Raw genomic sequence first — 21,853 nt, forward strand, 5'->3', positions numbered from 1 at the left:
TAGCGTTGGAGTTTTAATAAGTAAATATGGCTTGCAAGACTTGCTGCGGTTCCTGATCCAGCCGCTTGTAAATGTCTGCTGCTTGGTCGATTGGCATGCGATGACTGATCAGCGCTTGCGGCTTTAACCGTCGAATCATTTCCCAAGCCTCTTGGAAGCGGCGGGCTTTATCCCAGCGTCCGGATAATTCCGGCGCAATGCTGCTGACCTGACTGCTGATGAATTTGATGCGATGGCGATGGGCCACGCCGCCCAATTGCACTGGCGCGGACTTGTTGCCGTACCAACTGCCGATCACGATACGGCCGGAGTAGCAGCACAAGTCGATAGCCATATTCAAAGCTTCCGGCGCGCCAGTGACTTCATAGATCAGATCGGCGCCGGATTTCGGCGTTGCCGATAGTTCCACGGGCAATCTTAAAGCGTCTTTCAATTCGGCTATTTGCCTGTCAGACTTGGGATCGAACGCTTGATGCACGCCCAACCATTCGGCGTAATTGCGGCGTTTGTTGATGTCATCCACAGCCAGCAACTGCGCCAAGGGGAAACGGGCCAATACACTCGATAACAACAAGCCAACGATGCCCTGCCCTAAAACCGCCACCCGTTCCCCCAACGCCGGACTGCCATCCAGTACCAGATTAACGGCTGTTTCCATATTCGCTAAAAACACCGCCGCTTCCGCTTCGATATCCTCCGGTAAAACGATCAGTTGATCTGGCGTGGCAACAAAATGGCTGGCGTGCGGCTGGAACGAAAACACGCGCTTATCCAACCAAGCGGCATCGACGCCAGCGCCGATTTTTTCGACTTGGCCTACACAGGCATAACCATATTGCAAGGGATAAGCGGCTTGCTGCTGTAAAACTGCTAGCGAGGCATCCAACGCAATGTCGGTGGGCAATTGTCCCCGGTAAACCAGCATCTCGGTGCCGGCGCTAATCGCGGAGCAAACGCTCTTTACCAACATTTGCCCGGGCTCCAGCGCTGGCAATGGCTGCTCGCGGATTTCGACGGCACGCGGATTGGTAAACCAAAGCTGATGGGCTTTCACGCTGCAGCGGCCTCCCGATAATGCAGATTGCCCCACATGATCAAATCCGGTCCCAGCATCTGCGAATGCAGTGGACGAATTTGCGGCAACTGGCTTTTACAGCCCAAATCCAGATTGCCGACGCCCTTGTATCCGCCGACCAAAGTCGGCGCAATGGTCAAAACCAATGCATCGGCCAGCTGAGCTTTTAAAAACGCGGTGATGACCTGACTGCCGCCTTCTACCATCAGCGTCCGGATGCCTTTTTCCCAAAGCCGTTGCAGGGCTGCCGACAGGTCAACACGCCCATCGTCATCACCCTCTAAGGTGATGATTTCGGCGTTGCCGTCAAATTCGCCATCCGGTTTTAAACAGGTTAACAGCCAACACTCTTTGTCGGTGCGTTGGCACAGGCGAGCGGTCGGGGGTGTGCGTAACCAGCTATCTAAGACAATGGGTTGCGGGCTTTTTCCAGAGCATTCCCGGACCGTCAATTGCGGATCGTCGGTCAGCACTGTGCCGATACCGACCAGGATGCCGTCGTGCAGACTGCGGAGTTGGTGGGTTAAACGCCGCGATTCAGAGCCGCTCAAGCCAAGAGTTTCGCCGGCGCGAGTAGTAATGCTGCCGTCCCAGCTTTGCGCGTAACTCAGTGTGACAAACGGCCGTTCGGCTGATTCGGAAAACGCGGTTTGGGCAGTCAGCCAGCGCTCAATCTGCTGGTTCACAATCATGCGCGGTTGTCACGCTTACCCTAAAAGCAGCAGGTTTGACTTTCAATAAATGGTCCATGCGTCGAACTTTGGTCAGCAAATAGCCTTCGTTGTCGGCATTGACTGTGGCTTCCAACGGAAAACGGACGTTGACTCGGATACCTTCGCTTTCCAAGGCATGAATCTTTGCGGGATTGTTGGTCATCAGGCGTATCGAATGGACACCCAGCTCTTCCAGAATACGGGCCGCCAATGAATAGTCTCTCTCGTCGGCACCGTGACCCAACAACAGATTGGCGTCCACCGTGTCGTAACCTTGATCTTGCAGATTGTAGGCGCGCATTTTTTGCAATAAGCCAATGCCGCGCCCTTCCTGACGCAAATAGACTAAAACGCCGGCACCTTGGCTGGCGATCAATTGCAGGGAGCGGTCCAGTTGTTCCCCGCAATCGCAACGTCTGGAGCCCAGCACATCGCCGGTAAAACACTCTGAATGGATACGCACCAATACATTTTCTGCGCCCGTGACGTTGCCCATCACAAAAGCCAAATGTTCTTTGTTATCCAGGGTGTTGCTGTAATAGCAGAGTTGAAAATCGCCATACGCCGTGGGGATACGGGTGCTGGCAAGTCGGGAAACGGTAGGTTTGGACATGGTGTTCGATAAATGCTTAATTCCTTTCAACAATCAATTTATGTGCCATTTTTCAAGTCGTTGTTTGCGCGAACAAAAAGCTGGATCATTGCAAATTGTGTGTTGATATATAAACAGTAATTGCTGGATGGTTGTTGATTTACAAGCTTCTCGGCAGCATTTTGGCGATAGGCGCGGCGAGCTGTTTTTTAAAAGGCAATAAACCAGTAACACATGGCTAAAAACCAAATCGATACCATCAGCTTGGGTAGTATTCGCGGCTTGTACGTTTGGTCCAGCGCATAATGCCATGCTAAAGCGGCCAAGCCGATATTGCCCAAGGGCAGTATCAATACTGAGCGAATGCCAAGAATAGGGTGCAGTATCACTATCGGTACCAGCACCAAGAACGAAAACAGCGCTTCCACTATCAGCAAATCCGCAAGCAGCAAGCACTGTTGGCTGATGCCCATTGAGGCATACAAAGCGTGCAAGGGTTTACGGCCGATATGTAGCGTAATTCCCAGGCTCGCGGTTTGCAGCAGCAGCGGAATCACGCTAGTTAGCAATAGGCCGATAGCCACCGGGGTTTGTAAGCCAATCCGCTGCCAAATAATACCGAACCAGACGATGCAGCCCAGATAAACCAGCAGCGGCAAGCTGGCCCTAAGCTCTTGGTGCTGCACCAAGCTGCGCAGACTGATCAGTATTAGATTGGCGAGCGGATGATAGCGCGGTGATAGCTTGGCGAAGCGTCGGCGATGGCCCGGCTTATCGATGACTATTCGCTTACGCCATTGTGTTTGTAACCCTGCTGCGGAAATCGGGCCGCCTAAAAGCATAACAGCCACCACAATGCCAGAGCTCTCAAGGCTGTGTATTTCTAGCGCGCAAAGCGAAATAGCGAAGGTCAAAAATGCGTATAACTTCGCGCCGCGCAACAGCCCTTGTTGAATAAGCAATAACTGGACGGCCAATGCCGCAGCCAGTAGGCAGTCAATATCAAAACTCCGATTGACGTAATAACGGCTGAATTCGTAGGCGATAAACGGTAGTAACAGCGGTAAGTCGGCAATTAACAACAGACACGCGTCCAGATTAGTTTCCAGCGCCGCGATGTGCGGTAGCGAGCGCAGATAATTCCAGGGTACGCCGCCGCGCAGCGCGTCAGCTTGCACCGAAGTCCAGGCCACTGCCAGCATAGATACACCAAGCCAGGCCAGCATCGCGTCCGATCCGCATAACAAATACTCTACCGGTTTGGACAGAACTTGTATCTGCGCGGCAAAAGGCATATCCGCCGGCGACAGGGTAAACAGCAGCAAACACCAGATTTGCCAACGCCGAATCAGCAATTTGAGGCTGGCATCGGCATAAAAGCGTAAACGCCAGCCTAACAACTGAAAAAATAATGCTCTGCCGCCTGGGGCTAACGATTTCACTATAACGACAGGGTGCGCTCCGGGCTGATGTCAAATCCCCGCCGTTGAGCCGGTTCGTGGCAAGACAGGATAATCAAACGTTGCCGGGCCTGCTCCCTTAGGACCTGCTGTAGCGTCGCCAGCGACTCGGCATCCAGGCCATTGCTGGGTTCGTCCAATAGCAATATCTCCGTATCGGCGGCGATGCTACCAAGCAATAAAATCTTGCGGGCAGTGCCGAGCGATAATTGATCGAAGCGGGTGTGCAGCTGCGCGTGCAGTTGAAAGCCATCCATCAGCTGATCCAAAACCTGGCGATTCAGTTGTCCGCGCACGGACCCTAACAGCCCTAGCCAGTCTTGGCCGGTGAGAAACGGAAACACCGGGCAATCGGCAGGACAAAAGCTTAAACGTCGCCGTGCCGACAACGGAGTGTTTCTCAGGTCAGCGTCGCAGACAAATACCTCGCCGGCATCGGCGACCTGTGCACCTGCCAGTAACGATAGCAAGGTCGATTTGCCCACGCCGTTGGGGCCGGCGATTAAATAAATTCCAGGGCGGCTCCAGGCAAACGAAAAGTTAGCAATAACTTGTTTCCCAGAGAAGTGTTTTGTTAAGGCAACGGCACGTAACATGGGAAACTCAAGATTCGACTGAATTTAGTTTGTCGACAATTCGCTTTATGATCAACTCGTAAAATTTCTATCTTATGGTGCGACATAGCTAAACGCTAAATGTGCTCAAACGCCTGACTGCTTCCTGCAAGGTAGCGTCATCCTTGGCAAAGCAAAACCGAATCAAACCTTCGCCAGCGGCGCTTTGATAAAACGAACTGCCCGGGATGCTGGCGACACCGGTCTGTTCCAAAATAGCTAATGCTGCGGCCTTGGCTGTGGGATAACCGAAATGGGCAATGTCGGCCAATACGTAGTAAGCACCTTGCGGTACCAGCGGCGTCAACCCAGCAGCCTGCAGGCCGGCGCAAATGATATCGCGCTTGCGTTGATACTGTGCTCGCAGCTGCTGAAAATAGTCCGGCGGCGCCTGCAAGCCCGCCGCTGCGCCGTATTGCAAAGGCGACGGCGCGCAGACGTAGAGTAAATCGTTAACCAAATTTATCGCCTGCGCCAATGCAGGTTCGGCGACCGCATAGCCCAGGCGCCAACCGGTGATACTAAAGGTTTTGGAAAAGCCCATGATACTGACTGTACGCTTGGCCAAACTGCCGACGCTGGCCGGGGAAATATGTGGCACGTCGTCATAGGTGATGTATTCGTATATTTCATCGGAAATGACCAACAGATTGTGTTGTTCAGCCACTCGCTCGATGATTGCTAACTCGGCGGCACTGAAGATCTTCCCGCTGGGGTTGCTGGGCGTGCAGACCACGATTGCCCGGGTATTGGGTTTTAAGGCGGCACGCAACTCAGCTTCGTCGAGGGCGAAAGTCGGTGGCGTCAAGGTTAAAAACTGCGGGTCCAGGCCGTTGAGCAAGATCGTATTCAGATGGTAGCCGTAGTAAGGCTCCATCAGCAGAATGCCGTCACCTGGGTTTAATAGCGCCGTTAAGGTGGCTGCGAATGCACCCGTCGTGCCACCGCTAATCACGATCTGGGTATCCGCATCGACTTCCAAACCATTGTCGCGCTTCAGTTTGGCGGCAATCGCCTGCCGTAATGGCGGCACGCCTTCGGAAGGCGTATAGGTGTTGAGGCCGTATTGAATGGCCTTGATTGCACCGTCCCGCACCAGTGCAGGAGCCGGCAAATCACCCAGCCCTTGCCCCAGGTTAATTCCGCCAACGCGTTCGCATTCGCGGGTCATTAAACGGATGTCGGATGGCTGTAAGTTGGCGATCCGGTTAGCAGCGGGGAAAATCATCGGCAATTTTTTAAAAGTCAGTTAAAAAGAAGCGCCGTAACGGCGCTTGAAGTTAGGAGCGTGTTGAATAGATTAAAAGCGCCGCGACCAGCCGAATTGCAAGGAAAACTGGCTCATCGACAAATCGATTGATTGTCCCGGACTCAATGGATTTGGGCCGGTGATGGTTTTCTGCGGGGAATACATGAAAGCAAAACTGAGTTCGTCCTGTTTGCTAAGCGCGTGACTTAAGCCGCCGGTCAAGTGCCATTCCTGCACCCCAGGCGCCAGAATATTGAACAGCACCTCGGAACCTTCGATGGGTTGCTGCCCGTAACTTAGGCCGCCGCGCCAAATCCAATCCGGGCTTTGCTGCCACTGCACCCCGGCTTTATAAATCGTCATGTCGTTCCAGCCAAAACCGCGACCGTCGGCATACCCCAGCAAATTGCCCTGAAAGGTATTGCCGACCGATTTAATCTCGCTGTAGCGGATATGCTCGACATCAAAGTTGGTGGTCAGCGCCTTGGTAACGTCCCAGGACAAACCGACATTAAAGCTGTCCGGAATATCGAAACCACCGCCCTGGGCAAATAAGCCCGAATAGCGTTCAAACTTGGACATGTAGATGCGGCTTTTGTAAGACGCACCCAGCCGCAGCCCTGGCAGCAACTCAGCCAAACCGCCTATCCGAAAACCGGCGCCGAAAGAATAATCGCGCCCCTGATCCGATAAATGATCCGGTTCACTGGAAAAACCGAACTGACCGAATGTACTCAAACCTCTTGCCTTGAAAGTCTGCGCCGCGAATATCGGCGAAATTCCCAACGCATATCGGCCTTTGGCAAACGAATGCGCGTAAGTGCCGACGATAAAGGCCTGCGCCATATCGATGCCGGTGCGGCCGGCGCCAAATGTACCGTTCGCGCCGGTAAACAAGCCATTGCCGTTGACCAGCGGCTTGTAATCAGTGTTCATGCCGCCATTGCCATACATGGCCAAACCGAGGGTTTGCTCTGCGTCTAATTTGTAACTCCAACCCAAGGCCGGCACCGGGAAATACTCGCTGTCGCTTTCGACCGACCCAGTCGCTAACATGCCGCCGCCGTTAACTCGGTACTCGCGATGCGGACTGAATAATTCAAGCTCCAAATCCAGACGATCGCCGACATACGCCAGACCGGCAGGATTAATCGCGGAAATAATCGCGTCCTGCGCAAAAGCGGTACTCGCCCCCGCCAAGGCTTTGCTCCTGGCGCCGTAGCTGTGGGCAAAATAGCCGTTGGTGGCATTCGCGGCAGGCGCGTATGCCGCCATCGCGGTAACGGAACCCAACAACGCTAGAGAAATTTTTGAGAACGACATACAAGGTTTCCCTCAGTGAAAAGCTTAGGAAAATTCTATACAGCGCTAGACTCTCTTTAAAAACGATATATTTCGATGTGTATTTCAAATATTAGCATAACGACAGCATACGCCACACCAACCGCGTAGAACGCCAATACTGTTCTAATAACCGGGCCTGACACAGAAATCCGAATTGATTCTGCATAAACACTTGAGCAGCAACTGTTGCTAGTTGAGCAGCATATCGCCCTCCACTTCAACCCAAACCATCCCCTGGGTCTGCCGCATTTGCGGCTTGCGGCTAAGCGGCACAGCTCTTGCTGAACTCACCTCCAATTGGAATCAAACAGACCGCGTATATCGACCCACACCCAACCAAACTTCAGTACAACTTATTTCAAACAGACAGGAGTTAACATGAACAAATTGCTATACCGAACGGCTGGTTTAACCGCGCTTATTTTCACTGGTTGTAGTTCGCTGCATCAAAACAGTATCCAATTGGCCAGCGACGCCGCTGGCGTGACGAACGTCAAATCCATCGAATTTAGCGGTACCGGCCGCTGGTATCAGTTCGGACAAGCTCCCAATCCAGATCTGCCTTGGCCGCCTTTCGCGGTAAAAAGCTACACCGCCGACATCAATTACGAAACCGCCAGCGCCCGCGTGCAAATTAGCCGTTTACAGGAGATAGAGCCAGGACGGAATCGGCCACAGCCCACCGAGCAAAAGGTTGATCAATTCATCAGCGGCGCGTATGCCTGGAACGTTGCGCCAGCGGCCGCCGGCGCAGCGAACGCAACGCCCAGCATCACCACGCAACCGGCAGCCATCGAAGAACGTGCCGCCGAAATCTGGGCCAGCCCACAAGGCTTCTTAAGAGCGGCGCAGAGCCATCAGGCTAGAGTCGAAGATAAAGGCGACAACAGCGAAGTAACGTTCACATTGGATGGCAAGTACCGATATGTGGGGACACTGAACGGCAAACACCAACTGACTAACGTCAAAACTTGGATCGACAACCCGGTACTTGGCGATACATTGGTGGAAACCCAATACAGTGAATACAAGGCATTTGACGGCGGCCTATTTCCAAGCCACATCGTGCGTCTAATAGGTGGCTATCCGGTATTGGATTTGAACGTCACGACCGTAACAGCCAACCCGATACTTAACATTCCGGTACACGCAGAAGCAACCAAGAAACCAAACATCATCGTCGCGGCCAATAAACTCGCGGATGGTGTGTATTATTTGACCGGCGGGACTCACCATAGCGTGGCTATCGAGCAGCTAAACCATATCGTCTTGGTCGAAGCACCACAAAACGAAGAACGCTCATTGGCTCTGATTGAAAAACTCAAGGAAACCATCCCCAATAAACCGATTAAATATGTGATCAACACCCACGCGCACTTTGACCACAGCGGCGGTTTGCGTACCTTTGTCGATGCCGGCGCCACTATCGTCACCCATCAGCCCAATCAGGCCTATTACGAAAAAATCTGGTCTGCTCCCCACAGCCTAAACCCCGACAACCTGGAAAGATCTAAGAAAACCGCAAGCTTCATTAGCTTTGACGGGAAGCAGGTCATTTCGGACGGTAAACGCAATATTGAAATTCATGCCTTGGCTGGGAATAGTCACAACGACGCATTTGTTGCGGTGTATTTACCTAAGGAAAAGATATTGATAGAAGCCGACGCCTACACCCCGCAAGCCTCTAACGCGCCGGCTCCCACTTCCGTGAACCCTTATTCGCTAAATCTGTATGAAAATATTCAAAGGCTTAAATTGGATGTTGGACAGATCGCTGCATTGCACGGTCCACGTGTGGTGACGTTGGGGGATCTGCGCAACGTCATCGGCATAACTAAAGCCTCCCGTTAAGAAGGTCAATAATTGAGGCGATGGCCGAAGGCCGGCGCCTCAATCTCAGCGCTGAGAGAATTGACTCAGAAACACCAATAGATGTTCGATGCTTCAGCCCGCTGATCGGGCGCCTCAGCACCAAGTAAGCTCTGCCCCGCCATCAACACCTCGAAGCCAATCGCTGCTGAATTTCAAACACTCTAGCTAAGCCAACGCGGCTAGACGCTTTAAAACGCAACATCTTAAAAGTTGGCACGTAGAGTGCTTAGTTAAATGCGTATTTGAATTACCAATTTCACATTTACCACTCATCGCTCCGGAACTACGCATGACTGACCTAAAAACCAAGTCAGAGAAAACTCGCGAGCGATTATTGAGTGCCGCCAGCCGGATTTTTGCCGCGAAAGGCTATCAGGACACGACCATCGCCGACATATGCGAGCAAGCACAAGCCAATATCGCCTCGGTGAATTATCACTTTGGCGACAAGCAAACCCTGTATCTGGAAGCCTGGCGCCATGCCTTCAACCACGAACTGGTCCAGTACCCGCCCGACGGTGGCGTGTCGCGCCAGGCCCCCGTGGAACAGCAGCTGGCGGGGCGCATCAAATCGCTAATCCGCCGCTTGGCCAGCGACGATTCGTATTCATTTGCGATTATTCACAAGGAAATGGCGCAACCGACCCGCTTGCTGGCCGACATTCTGGAAAAGGAAATTAATCCGCAGCGCCAACAAATGTTCGGCTTGCTGCGCGAATGCCTGGGCCAGGACGCCAGCGAGCAACAATTGCAATATTGCCATGCCAGCATCATGGGCCAATGCTTTCAATTACTGCGTCTGAAACAAATGCAACAAGCCCGGCCGCAGCGCGCCCTCCCCACTGATCTTAGTGACATCGGCGCCTTTGCCGAGCATGTGGTGGATTTTTCGCTGGCCGGCATCCGCGCCATCCGTTCGCAAACTTTACCTAAGCGTATCCAAGCATGAACCAACGAATTTCCGAGTTACCCTCGGCGAACAAGCGCCGGCCCTGGTTGTGGACCGGCGCAATACTGGTTGTGAGTCTGGCCGGCGCCGGCGTCTATTTTCAGCATAGCGAAGCAGCTCCGGACGTCAAAGCCGAGCGCGGTGGCGGCAAAGGCCGGCGATTTTTTGAGCAACAAGACGCTCCGGCCGTCGTCGCCATCCAATCCGCTAGCAGCGGGGATTTTCCGGTATATCTGAATGCACTTGGTACCGTCACCGCACTACGTACCGTGACCGTCAAGCCGCGAGTGGACGGCGAACTGGTAAAAGTCGCGTTCAGCGAAGGGCAAATGGTCAAAGCTGGCGATCTGCTGGCAGAAATCGACCCGCGGCCGTTTCAGGTGCAATTACAACAAGCCCAAGGCCAGTTGCTGCGCGACCAGGCGCTGTTGAAAAACGCCGAACTGGATCATGCCCGTTATGAAACCTTGCTGGCTCAAGATTCCATCGCCGCCCAGCAAACCATCACCCAGGCGTCGCAGGTCAAGCAATATCAAGGCAACGTGGAAATGGATCAGGCCTTGGTCGATAGCGCCAAGCTGCAACTGAGCTATGCCAAGCTGACTGCACCGATTAGTGGTCGCGCCGGCCTAAGGCAGATCGATCAGGGCAATATCGTTCGCGCCAACGACGCCAACGGTCTGGTCGTCATCACCCAGTTACAGCCGATCAGCGTGGTGTTCACCTTGCCGGAAGATAAATTGCCGGAGGTGGTGAAGCACTATCGTGACGGTCAGGCTATTAAAATAGAGGCCTACGACAGAGGCGGCGCGCTGAAGCTGGCGGAAGGCAAGCTTACCGCGCTTGACAATCAAATCGACCCGACCACAGGCACCATTAAACTGAAAGCTCAATTCGACAATCTCGAGCAAACCTTATTCGCCAATCAATTTGTTAACGTACGCATGCATCTGGATACCTTGCATGGCGTCACACAGATACCCAGCGCCGCCTTGCAACACGATACCCAGGGTGCGTTTGTGTATGTGGTCGATGCCGAAAATATTGCCCATTTGCGCCGCGTCGAGCCCGGCCCCAGCGAAGGCGAAAAGGTGGCTATCGAAAACAACCTGGCCCCCGGCGAACAGCTCATCCTCACCGGCATAGACCGGGTCAAGGACGGCGGCGTGGTGGATGTGGCCGAGAAAGACGGACAAGCGGTCGCCGCAAAACCGGAATTGCATCCCAAGCCGGAAGACGAACCCGGCAAACGTAGGCGGCGCGGATAAGTCATGAGTCTTAGCGATCCGGGCAAGGCCGGCTTCAATCCTTCGCACCTATTCATCCTACGGCCGGTAGCCACCTCCTTGTTGATGGTGGCATTGTTGTTGGTCGGCATACTGGCCTATCGGCTGTTACCGGTCTCGGCGCTGCCGCAGGTCGATTATCCAACCATCCAGGTCACCACCCTGTATCCCGGCGCCAGCCCGGAAGTGATGACCTCCATCGTCACTGCGCCGTTGGAACGGCAGTTCGGGCAGATGCCCGGCTTGACGCAAATGAGTTCCACCAGCTCCGGCGGCGCGTCGGTGATTACCTTGCAGTTTAACTTGCACTTGGACCTGGACGTTGCCGAGCAAACCGTGCAAGCCGCCATCAACGCCGCCGCCAACTTTTTACCCGACGATTTACCGCAAGCGCCGATTTACAGCAAGGTCAACCCGGCCGATACGCCAATTATGACACTGGCGGTCAGCGCCAAATCGCTGCCCTTATTTAAGGTAGAGGATCTGGTCGATACCCGGCTGGCGCAAAAAATCGCCCAATTGCCCGGCGTCGGCATGGTCAGCATCAGCGGCGGGCAAAGGCCGGCGGTGCGCATTCAGGCCAATCACAAAGCACTCGCGGCCTACGGCATCAGTCTGGAAGATGTGCGCAGCGCGATTGCCGCCGCCAACGTCAATCAACCCAAAGGCTCAATCAACGGCCCAACTCGCGCCGCGACGATAGACAGCAACGATCAATTGCGTTCGCCAGCCGAATACCGCGAGCTGGTGGTGGCTTACAAAAACGCCGCGCCGGTCAAACTGGCGGACGTCGCCGAAGTTGTGGACGGCGCCGAGAACGTGCGCCTAGCCGCCTGGGCCAACGACAATGCAGCCGTCATCGTCAACATCCAGCGCCAACCCGGCGCCAATGTGATCGAGGTGGTGGATAGGATTCAGGAATTGCTGCCCAAACTGCAAGCCTCGCTGCCGCCCGGCATAGAAGTCACGCCCTTAACCGACCGTACCGTAACCATTCGCGCCTCGGTGCACGATGTGCAATTCGAGCTATTGCTGGCCGTGGCGCTGGTAGTAATGGTGATCTTCCTGTTTCTGCGCAATATCCCAGCCACCATCATCCCCGGGGTTGCGGTGCCGCTGTCTTTAGTGGGCACCTTTGCGGCGATGTATCTGGCCGATTTCAGCATCAACAATTTAACCCTGATGGCGTTGACCATCGCCACCGGCTTCGTGGTGGACGATGCCATCGTGGTGATCGAAAACATCTCCCGCTATATCGAGCGCGGCGAAACACCCTTGCAAGCGGCTTTGAAAGGCTCCGCGCAGATCGGCTTTACCATTATCTCGCTGACTTTTTCGCTGGTGGCGGTATTGATTCCGCTGCTGTTCATGTCCGATGTTGTAGGCCGGCTGTTTAGGGAATTTGCGATTACGCTGGCGGTAGCGATCTTGATTTCAGCGGTGGTGTCGTTGACCCTGACGCCGATGATGTGCGCCAAACTGCTGCGCCCCGGCACCGGCAACCATAGCGAAGACGAAATCGGCGACGACTGGTTCGGCCGGTTGATCAAGACCTACGGCCGCAGCCTAAGTTGGGTAATGCAACGGCAAGCGGCGACCTTGCTGGTGTTTTTCGTCACCGTGGCATTAACCGCGGCGATGTACGTCTGGATACCGAAAGGCTTTTTCCCCAGCCAGGACACCGGCATCATTCAGGGCTTTTCCGAAGCGCCGCAACACGTGTCGTTTCCAGCCATGGCCGAGCAACAGCAAAAACTGGCCAAGCTGATATTGGAAGATCCAGCCGTGGACAGCCTGTCCTCATTCATCGGCGTCGATGGCGTCAACGCCACGCCCAATAGCGGCCGGTTTTTGATCAACTTAAAGCCGCACGAGCAACGGCCATCGGCTAACGAGATTATCGCCCGCTTGAAAACCCGTTTGGCGGAATCGCCCGGCAGCGTGTTATACCTGCAACCGGTGCAGGATTTAACGATGGAAAACCGGGTCAGCCGCACCCAATACCAATTTACCCTGGAAGGCGCCGACATCGACGATTTGAACCGCTGGACCGGCAAGCTGGTAAACGCCTTGGAAGGTCGGCCGGAATTTGCCGATGTAGTCAGCGACGTGCAAGACCAGGGCCGCCAGGTGTTCGTGAAGATCGACCGCGCCACCGCCAGCCGGCTGGGTGTCAGTACCGCAGCTGTGGACAACGCCTTATACAGTGCCTACGGTCAACGCCTGGTCTCGACCATTTTCACCCAGGCCAATCAGTATCGGGTGGTATTGGAAGTCGATCCCACAGAGCAGACCGGTCCGCAAGCCTTAAACGAATTACGCATACCTTCCACCAATGGCACGCAAGTGCCGTTGTCGGCCATCGCCGAACTGTCGGAACGGCCGACCACGCTAGCAATCAGCCATCTGGACCAGTTCCCAGTGACGACCGTCTCGTTCAATCTGGCCCCCGGTTATGCGTTGGGCGATGCGGTGGCCGCCGTCGATGCCGCCAAAACCGAGATCGAATTGCCCTTAGCCATCCGCAGCGAATACCAGGGCGCCGCGCAAGCCTTCAAGGCCTCGCTGGGCAATACCCTGTGGCTGATTCTGGCGGCCATCGTCACGGTCTACATCGTGCTGGGCGTACTCTATGAAAGTTACATTCACCCCATCACGATTCTGTCCACCCTGCCCTCGGCCGGCGTAGGCGCGTTGCTAGCGCTGCAAGTCTCCGGCGGCGACCTGGGCATCATCGGCATCATCGGCATTATTTTGTTGATCGGCATCGTCAAAAAGAACGCGATCATGATGATAGACTTTGCGCTGGAAGCGGAACGCAAGCAACATCTGCCGCCCGAGCAAGCCATTTTTCAGGCTTGTTTGTTACGCTTTCGGCCGATTCTGATGACCACCTTGGCTGCGCTATTGGGTGCGCTACCGTTGATGTTGGGTAGCGGCGTCGGCTCCGAGTTGCGCCATCCGCTGGGTATCACGATGGTCGGCGGCTTACTGCTTAGCCAATTGTTGACGCTGTACACCACGCCGGTAATTTATCTGGCCATGGACAGGTTGGCGCGGCGGGTTAACGCCGGTCTGGGGCTGAATCAAGTGGAACAAGCAGCAGAGGACCCAAGCCAACCATGAACCTGTCCGAATTATTCATCCGCCGCCCGGTCGCCACTACCTTATTGACCATAGCCATTGCCTTATGCGGCGTGCTGGCGTTTTTGAATCTGCCTATTTCCTCGCTGCCGCAAGTGGACTTTCCGACCGTATCGGTGCAGGCGCAGATACCCGGCGCCAGCGCCGAGACGATGGCTGCGACGGTCGCCACGCCGCTGGAACGCGCACTGGGTCGGATCGCCGGGGTTACGGAAATGACCTCCAGCAGTTCCCAAGGCTCTACGCAGATTACATTGCAATTTGATTTAAACCGCGACATCGACGGCGCCTGCCGCGACGTGCAGGCCGCAATCAACGCCGCCGCCAGCATGCTGCCCAGCACTATGCCCAACCGGCCCAGTTATCGGCGCGACAATCCGTCGGATTCTCCAATACTTATTCTGGCACTGACCTCGGACAGTTTCACGCGTGGCCAGATGTACGACTCCGCCTCGACGATTTTGCTACAAAAAATTTCGCAAATCCCCGGCATCGGCCAGGTACAGATCGGCGGCGCGGCGCTGCCGGCGGTGCGTGTGGAACTGAACCCCAACGCGCTGAGCAAATACGGCATTGGCTTGGAAGATGTGCGCAACACCATCGCCCAAACCAACGTCACTCGGCCCAAGGGTGTAATAGAAAATGCCAATACCCGCTGGCAGATTCAAGCCAACGACCAAGCCCGCAAGGCCGAGGAATATCTACCGCTGATCGTCGCGTATCGTAACGGTGCGCCGGTGACGATTGCCGACTTGGGCGAAGCGGTCGACTCGGTGGAGGATTTGCGCAATACCGGCTCAAAGAACGGCAAACCTTCGGTGCTGTTGATCATCCGCAAGCAACCCTTGGCCAACGTCATTCAAACCGTCGATCAGGTATTGGCCGTGCTGCCACAGTTGCGGGCGGCCTTGCCCAGCAATATCGAACTTTCGGTGGTTGTGGATAGATCCTTATCCATCCGTGCATCCATTACAGAAGTCGAGCACGGCTTGTTCGTTGCGGTGGCGTTGGTGATTCTGGTGGTGCTGGTGTTCCTGCGCAATCCGCGCTCGGCGGCGGTACCCATCGTCGCGGTACCGGCCTCCCTGCTGGGCTCATGTGCGGTGATGTACTTCTGCGGCTTCAGTATCAACAACCTGACATTGATGGCCTTGACCATTTCCACCGGTTTTGTGGTGGACGATGCGATTGTGGTGGTGGAAAACACCAACCGGCATATCGAAGAAGGCGTGGTGCCATTCCGCGCGGCGCTATTGGCAGCCAAAGAAGTGGGCTTCACCGTATTGGCGATGAGCGTGTCGCTGGTAGCGGTGTTCCTGCCAATTTTGTTGATGGGCGGCGTGCCGGGTAGGCTGTTTCGGGAGTTTGCAGTGACCTTGTCGGCAGCGGTGCTGGTCTCGCTGGTGATCTCGCTAACTACCACCCCCATGCTCTGCGCGCGCTGGCTGGGTAAGGAATCCAAGGAACATGGCCCCGTCTATCACGGCATAGGCGCAGCTTTCGATTGGATACAAAACATCTACCGGATCAGCCTGAGCTGGGCCTTGCGCCACGGCCGCATTATGCTGAGCTTATTGCTGGCAACCATCGCTTTAAACATTTACTTATACGGCGCAATCGACAAAGGTTTTTTCCCGACCCAAGACGGTGGCCGCTTGCTCGGCGAGATTCAGACCGATCAAAACACCTCGTTCCAAACCCTGCAAAAGCAATTCGCGCAAATCTCCGAGATATTGCAAAAAGACCCGGCAGTCGCCAATGTCGCCGGCTTTGCCGGCAGTTCGCAAAGTAGTAACAGCGCGCGGATTTTCGTTACCTTGATTCCGCACGAACACCGCGACGGCGTCGAAGTGGTGATGGAACGCTTGCGCAAGGCGGCGGGCCGGGTTCCCGGCGCCAGTTTGCATATGTTTCCGGCCCAGGAACTGCGGATAGGTGGACGCATGTCGTTTGGCATGCTGGATTACACACTACAGGCCGACGATCTGAATCTATTGCGGGAATGGACCCCCAAGGTACAAGCCGCCCTGGCCCGGCTGCCGGAATTGAGCGACGTCAGCACCAGCCAGCAGGACAAGGGCGAACAAATCGGCCTGACCGTCAACCGCGATCTGGCCGCGCGTTACGGCGTCAGCCAGGCCTTGATCGACAATAGCCTGAACAGTGCCTTCGGGCAACGTCAGGTGTCGGTGATTTACAATCCGTTGAATCAATACCGGGTGGTGATGGAACTGGCGCCGCAGTACTGGCAATCACCGGATAGTCTGAAACAACTGTATATCAGCGCGCCCGGACGAACCGGAACCGACGGTACGCCGGCGCAGCCCAAGCAAGTGCCGCTGTCGGCGCTGGCCGGCTTTGCGCCGAGCAATGCGCCGCTATCGGTGCATCACCAAGGCCAGTTTGCGGTGACCGAATTGTCGTTTAATTTAAAACCCGGCATATCGATGTCCACTGCCGATGTTGCAATAAATCAAGCGTTGCGCGACATCGGCCTGCCGGCCGCCATTACCGGCAGTTTTCAAGGTTCCGGCAAGGCGTTTCAGGAAGCCTTGCGCAGCCAGCCCTGGCTGGTTTTGGCCGCGCTGATCAGTATTTACATCGTGCTGGGCGTGTTGTACGAAAGCCTGATACATCCGTTGACGATTCTGTCCACCCTGCCCTCGGCCGGCGTCGGCGCCTTGCTGGCCTTGATGGCTTGCGAAAAGGAGTTCAGCATCATTGCGCTGATCGGGGTGATTTTGCTGATCGGCATCGTCAAGAAAAATGCGATCATGATGATAGACTTTGCACTGCTGGCTGAGCGCGAGCGCGGTTTGGATTCGCGGGAAGCGATCTTTCAGGCCTGCATGTTGCGCTTCAGACCGATCCTGATGACTACCCTGGCCGCGCTGTTCGGCGCCCTGCCGCTGGCTTTGGGCAGTGGTTACGGCGCGGAATTGCGCCAGCCCTTGGGGATTTCCATCGTCGGCGGCCTGATTTTCAGCCAGCTGTTGACTTTGTACACGACGCCGGTCGTTTATTTGTACCTCGACCGGTTCCGGCTGTGGTTGCACGGCCGTTTTTCCAACCGCGCCGCCAGACCAGCGCCACATTCCATCTAAACCGATAGTCATGCGTTTAAGAATTAACCCACCGTTGCTTGCTTCCTTACTGACTTTGCCATTGGCTGCCTGTACGGTAGGCCCGGATTATGTCCGTCCGCAAGCCAATGTATCCGAAGAGTTTAAAGAAGTGAAAGGCTGGAAACAGGCCCAGCCGCGCGATACCGGCTTGCCCGGCAAATGGTGGGAAATTTTTAACGACCCCAAACTGAACGAACTGGAAGAACAGGTCGCCGCCGCCAACCAGTCCATCATCCAGGCCGAAGCCCAATACCGGCAAGCCCAGCATCTGGTGCAGTCTGTGCAATCCTCCTTGCTGCCGGTGGCGACGCTGACCGGCACCTTCAACCGCTTCCGCGCCGCCACCGGCCAGAACGTCGCGGTGGGCGGGGTGCGCAACCTGTTCGGCCAGGCGGTCGGCGTGGCCTGGGAACCGGATTTATGGGGTAGCGTACGCCGCCAGGTGGAAGCAAACACCAGCAATGCGCAGGCCAGCGCCGCGACTTTGCATGCCCTGATTTTGTCCAGCCAATCTGCTTTGGCGGACAGTTATTTTCAAATGAAAACACTGGACGCCCAAAAAGCCTTATTGGATGAAACAGTGACGGCTTTTACAAAAACCCTGGAAATTACCAAAAACCGCTATGCGGTGGGCGTGGTGGCCAAGGCCGATGTGGTGCAAGCAGAAACTCAACTGGAAACCGTGCGCGCCCAGTCTATCGATCTTGGCGTACAACGAGCCAAGCTGGAACATGCTATCGCGGTGCTGATAGGCAAATCGCCGGCGGAACTGGCGTTGGCACCCGCGCCTCTGGACGCACAGCCGCCGGGCATTCCGGTCAGCCTACCGTCTGAACTGCTGGAGCGCCGCCCGGACATCGCTGCCGCCGAACGCAAAATTGCCGCTGCGAATGCGCAGATCGGCGTTGCTAAAGCCGCTTATTTTCCGACGCTGAATCTGGCCTCGACCAACGGTTTTCAATCGCCGACCGCCGATACCTTGTTTACGATGGCACGGCGTTATTGGTCCTTGGGGCCGGCCGGACTGGCCTTAACCTTATTCGATGGCGGGGCCAAAAACGCGCAGTATAAACAGGCGATAGACGCCTACGATGCTACTGTCGCCGGATATCGACAAACGGTACTTACCGGCTTTCAGGAAGTGGAAGACAACCTGGCCGCATTGCGGATACTGGAGGAAGAAACTCAGGTGCAGGACAAAGCCGTGGCGGCGGCCAAACAGGCCTTGGCGCTGACCAATAACCAGTACCAGGCTGGTACCGTGAGTTATATAAACGTGATGACTGCACAAACCGCCGCTCTAGCCAATCAACAAACTGCTACGCAATTGTTGGGGCAACGTTTGTCGGCTTCTGTGATGCTGGTAAAAGCTCTTGGGGGAGGATGGAATGAAACCCTGGTGCCGACCGAAGACGAAGCCGACGGCGACCGGAAATGGACGGATTATTTGATTTTGCCGCTGGTGGAATAATCGCAGGGAAGATCAGACGCAAGGCCACCATTGCACACTACTTACAGTTACAACAATGGTGGGGTAAAGCTACAAACGCTGTTTTGCTTGGTAAATCTCTGCCTGCCGACTCAACAAATTAATTCTAAAGGGGGATAAAAACCTGCTTATCCCCCCGCACCACCTTAATCCAAACACCCCCATCCGTTGACACCCTTCGTGGTTGGTCTACATTTATCGGCAGTTCGGTTTAGCCGTTAAGCTTTCAACAACCGGCCAAGGCGGGCATCAATTGTATTCACGCCACTATTAAATAATTGACCATAAGGAATCTTAATGAACAAAGAAGCGGCGAAGGCGCATATTCTGAAAAATTTAATGCCGGGAGATTCTCTAGTCGGATTTTTCATCGCCCAGCAACCTTTCAAACTTTGGTTGTTTTTTATCATCGGCCCCCTGGCTGTATTGAGCATGAAGCAATATTTTATTGCCGTTACTCAAAAAGGCATCCATTTTCACCGTTTAAACTTATTGGGGAAATTTGCAAGCGACGACTTTTTTGCCTTCAACGAGATTGCCACCGTCAAAATCGGCAAGGGCATGCTGCAAAGGCCGATGAAATTTACATTTAATAACGGCCGAAATATCTACATTAAAGCGCAGCTAAAAGGCGTGGAAAAAGTAGCCAAGCTTGACGAAGCCACGCAACAGCATATCGAACGCAATATTGCCGTCGTTAAATGATCTTGTTTTTTATTGTGACGGCAGCCTATACCGCGCTGCTGCTGTTTTACAGACCATCGCCGAGCAGCCTGAAAGACGCCCCGCTGACTTTCTTGGAAAACTTTAAGCAAATTAAAGCGGCGTTGTTTTCCGGTTTGTTGCTTTTTAGTATTTTTCTAGTTACCAGCGACTTTGGCTTTAATGAGATCGATCAGCGGCTTTATCGTTTATTTGCATTGAACAATATTTCGGCAGCGGCGATTTTATGGCCGCTGCAAGCCATCACGCATTTATTCATCCACATTAACTTTCCGCATGTGCTGACCAATGTAGCCGGCCTGGGCATCGCTGCGGCGTATGAACGGCAAGTCGGCTCGGGCCGATTTTTAATGGTGTTGCTGGTAGCCGGCTTGTCCTCTATCCCCTCAATCCTGTTCTATGCCGAGCCTATTGCGATCTGCGGTATTTCCGGCGGCGTATTCGGTTTAGCTGCCGCTTACTTCACCGACCAGGAGGGTCTGAGCATCAAAGAGTGGCTGTATGCGGTACTTATCTGTGGCGTGTTTTTGGTGGTTTTGTCCTTCGGAAACAGCATGGAATATAAAGCAAACGGTCAACTGCAATTTAAAATCGATCATTACGGTCATGCCCTGGGTGCGCTGGGGGCTATCGTTTACTGCCGTTTCAGACCTAGAAAAACGGCCGACAAGCCTTGGCCAAACTATTGACCGGCCCTATTTATCTCGGGCATTCCGTTCGGACTGAGCTCACCTAAGCCCAGGGCGAACGGTATTTAAGGGCCGGGTTAATAACAGGATGGCTTTGAATTTATTCCGGTATTCGTCCGTAAACAACCGTCGTGGCATCGTTTGATTAGTGAAAAACGGCAACAGCCCCTAAAAGGTAACAACCACATCGGCACCAAATATAAATTGGCTGTCCTTATTGCGTTCGTCGTAAGCATCGACGCCTTGCGACCAGTCGTAGCGGGCTTCAGGTCTAAACATCAACCATTTCGCCGGTTTCCAGTTTAGGCCGACTGTCGCCGCATAGTAGTTGGCAGGCCCAGTTGCCAGTACCGCGCAACTCGGGCACATTTGGCCAACCCGAACGCCGTCGTCATCCCTAAACCATTCGCCGCGCAGACCCACGCCCACCGTATCGGTGACATCGTATTTCAGTTGAGAATGGATGCCGTACCATTCGGCGTCGGCGAAATTGTTCAAGGGATGTTGTTGTTCGATACCGTGGTCGTGCTGCAACACGTAATGCCAGCGTTCGGCGAAGTTGTGCTGGAATACCAGACTGTAAAAGGTGCGGTTATCGCGTTTATTGATACCGGTCTGGCGCTGAAATTCGCGTAGATTGTTGTTGCTGTTGACGTCGCCGGTAATCAGCGTCGCGGTAAACGAGGTTGCTGCATCGTCGCTGGTCCAGGTTGCGCCGCCCAGGAAATTCCAGTTTTCCATGTTTTTGTCGAAACCGTCCCAGGCGCCGTTGCCGTCCAGTACACCGTTTAGTTTGGTGTGGCCGCCTGTCACCGCGCCCAGTGTCACGCTCAGATTTTGATGGACCGGATAGGTGGTGGTCATGCCGAAATGGGTAAACGGCTCGCCGTACTGGAAGGTATAGGGGTGAGTGTAGAAAAAATTGTCCGGCGACAAACCGGTTTCGTAACCCATGATCGTATAAAACCGGCCGATACGCGTGGTCAGGCCCTTGCCTATAGGCGTAAAAATATCCAAATAGGCATTTGGGATCGCCAGTTTGTAGAAACGCTCGTCGGAACCGATCAAGCGGTTATCCCAATGGCCGCCGCCGTAGGGATTGATAGTATTAAAACGGGCGTCGCTGCCGTACATCAGCGTCAGTTTGCCGCCGACGTCCCAATGGTCGCCGCCGGTATCGACGTCGCGGATCAATTCGCCGCCGAACTGGTGCAAATTGAATTCGTTGGCCCGGTCGGCAAACACCACGGTGCCGTTGTAACCGTCGCCGGGGTCGTTGGCGTTGTAAACGATACCGGCGTCTGCCCAACTGTGGACGCGCAAGCCGGCTGCTTTCATCCAGGGCAAATCGTTGATCATGGATAAGCCATTTAACAAACCGGCGCGTTCCTCGGCCGGCAATGGCGACATCGCCAACAATAACGGTGCGGCGTACAGCCATTCGCGGATTCGTAAAGATGAGTGTGGCATGGTGTTCTCCTGTCGAAAAATGAATCGTCGAAGTTTTTCGGACGCAAGCGCGCCCGCCA

At 54.6% G+C, this 21,853-nt stretch carries 16 protein-coding genes; 8 read left to right on the top strand and 8 right to left on the bottom strand.

What is annotated here, in order from left to right; all coding sequences use genetic code 11:
- Nucleotides 1-13: 13 nt before the first annotated feature.
- The 7 genes from G006_RS0101275 to G006_RS0101305 form a co-directional block, all read right to left on the bottom strand.
- Nucleotides 14-1,054, bottom strand: coding sequence for a zinc-binding dehydrogenase (locus tag G006_RS0101275; protein WP_020481343.1), 1,041 nt, complete (start codon nt 1,052-1,054; stop codon nt 14-16).
- Nucleotides 1,051-1,767, bottom strand: coding sequence for a RibD family protein (locus G006_RS0101280; RefSeq protein ID WP_020481344.1), 717 nt, complete (start codon nt 1,765-1,767; stop codon nt 1,051-1,053). The genes G006_RS0101275 and G006_RS0101280 overlap by 4 nt, the downstream gene beginning before the upstream one ends.
- A complete protein-coding gene (gene ribA, locus G006_RS24630; RefSeq protein ID WP_020481345.1) occupies nt 1,745-2,401 on the bottom strand; it encodes a GTP cyclohydrolase II in 657 nt (218 codons plus the stop codon). The genes G006_RS0101280 and ribA overlap by 23 nt, the downstream gene beginning before the upstream one ends.
- Nucleotides 2,402-2,589: 188 nt before the next feature.
- The gene (locus G006_RS0101290; protein WP_020481346.1) at nt 2,590-3,822 is read right to left on the bottom strand and encodes a hypothetical protein; all 1,233 of its coding nucleotides are present in this window, start codon (nt 3,820-3,822) and stop codon (nt 2,590-2,592) included.
- Nucleotides 3,822-4,436, bottom strand: coding sequence for an ATP-binding cassette domain-containing protein (locus G006_RS0101295; protein ID WP_020481347.1), 615 nt, complete (start codon nt 4,434-4,436; stop codon nt 3,822-3,824). The genes G006_RS0101290 and G006_RS0101295 overlap by 1 nt, the downstream gene beginning before the upstream one ends.
- Nucleotides 4,437-4,524: 88 nt before the next feature.
- A complete protein-coding gene (locus G006_RS0101300; RefSeq protein ID WP_020481348.1) occupies nt 4,525-5,682 on the bottom strand; it encodes a pyridoxal phosphate-dependent aminotransferase in 1,158 nt (385 codons plus the stop codon).
- 72 nt (nt 5,683-5,754) lie between these two features.
- Nucleotides 5,755-7,026 carry an OmpP1/FadL family transporter gene (locus G006_RS0101305; RefSeq protein WP_020481349.1) on the bottom strand — a complete coding sequence of 424 codons (1,272 nt, stop codon included), beginning with the start codon at nt 7,024-7,026 and terminating at the stop codon, nt 5,755-5,757.
- 399 nt (nt 7,027-7,425) lie between these two features.
- Between G006_RS0101305 and G006_RS0101310 the strand changes: the two genes are divergently transcribed.
- From G006_RS0101310 to G006_RS0101345, 8 genes are all read left to right on the top strand, one after another.
- On the top strand, nt 7,426-8,898 hold the full coding sequence (locus tag G006_RS0101310; protein ID WP_020481350.1) for an MBL fold metallo-hydrolase: 1,473 nt from the start codon (nt 7,426-7,428) through the stop codon (nt 8,896-8,898).
- Between the two features lie 310 nt (nt 8,899-9,208).
- Nucleotides 9,209-9,868 (top strand): CerR family C-terminal domain-containing protein, encoded by a 660-nt coding sequence (locus tag G006_RS0101315; RefSeq protein WP_020481351.1) that lies wholly within the window; start codon nt 9,209-9,211, stop codon nt 9,866-9,868.
- The gene (locus tag G006_RS0101320) at nt 9,865-11,136 is read left to right on the top strand and encodes an MdtA/MuxA family multidrug efflux RND transporter periplasmic adaptor subunit (RefSeq protein WP_020481352.1); all 1,272 of its coding nucleotides are present in this window, start codon (nt 9,865-9,867) and stop codon (nt 11,134-11,136) included. The genes G006_RS0101315 and G006_RS0101320 overlap by 4 nt, the downstream gene beginning before the upstream one ends.
- A 3-nt stretch (nt 11,137-11,139) precedes the next feature.
- The gene (locus G006_RS0101325) at nt 11,140-14,280 is read left to right on the top strand and encodes an MdtB/MuxB family multidrug efflux RND transporter permease subunit (RefSeq protein WP_020481353.1); all 3,141 of its coding nucleotides are present in this window, start codon (nt 11,140-11,142) and stop codon (nt 14,278-14,280) included.
- Entirely contained in the window at nt 14,277-17,402 is a 3,126-nt protein-coding gene (locus G006_RS0101330) for an efflux RND transporter permease subunit (RefSeq protein ID WP_020481354.1), read from the top strand. Before G006_RS0101325 ends, G006_RS0101330 begins: the two co-directional genes overlap by 4 nt.
- Nucleotides 17,403-17,412: 10 nt before the next feature.
- Nucleotides 17,413-18,894 carry an efflux transporter outer membrane subunit gene (locus G006_RS0101335; protein WP_020481355.1) on the top strand — a complete coding sequence of 494 codons (1,482 nt, stop codon included), beginning with the start codon at nt 17,413-17,415 and terminating at the stop codon, nt 18,892-18,894.
- Between the two features lie 315 nt (nt 18,895-19,209).
- Entirely contained in the window at nt 19,210-19,617 is a 408-nt protein-coding gene (locus G006_RS0101340) for a hypothetical protein (protein WP_020481356.1), read from the top strand.
- Entirely contained in the window at nt 19,614-20,324 is a 711-nt protein-coding gene (locus tag G006_RS0101345) for a rhomboid family intramembrane serine protease (RefSeq protein WP_020481357.1), read from the top strand. Before G006_RS0101340 ends, G006_RS0101345 begins: the two co-directional genes overlap by 4 nt.
- A 168-nt stretch (nt 20,325-20,492) precedes the next feature.
- Here G006_RS0101345 and G006_RS0101350 read toward each other — a convergent pair whose 3' ends face one another.
- Entirely contained in the window at nt 20,493-21,794 is a 1,302-nt protein-coding gene (locus tag G006_RS0101350; protein WP_020481358.1) for a porin, read from the bottom strand.
- Nucleotides 21,795-21,853: the final 59 nt, after the last annotated feature.

Source organism: Methylomonas sp. MK1 (genome assembly GCF_000365425.1).
In the GTDB taxonomy this organism is placed as follows: domain Bacteria; phylum Pseudomonadota; class Gammaproteobacteria; order Methylococcales; family Methylomonadaceae; genus Methylomonas.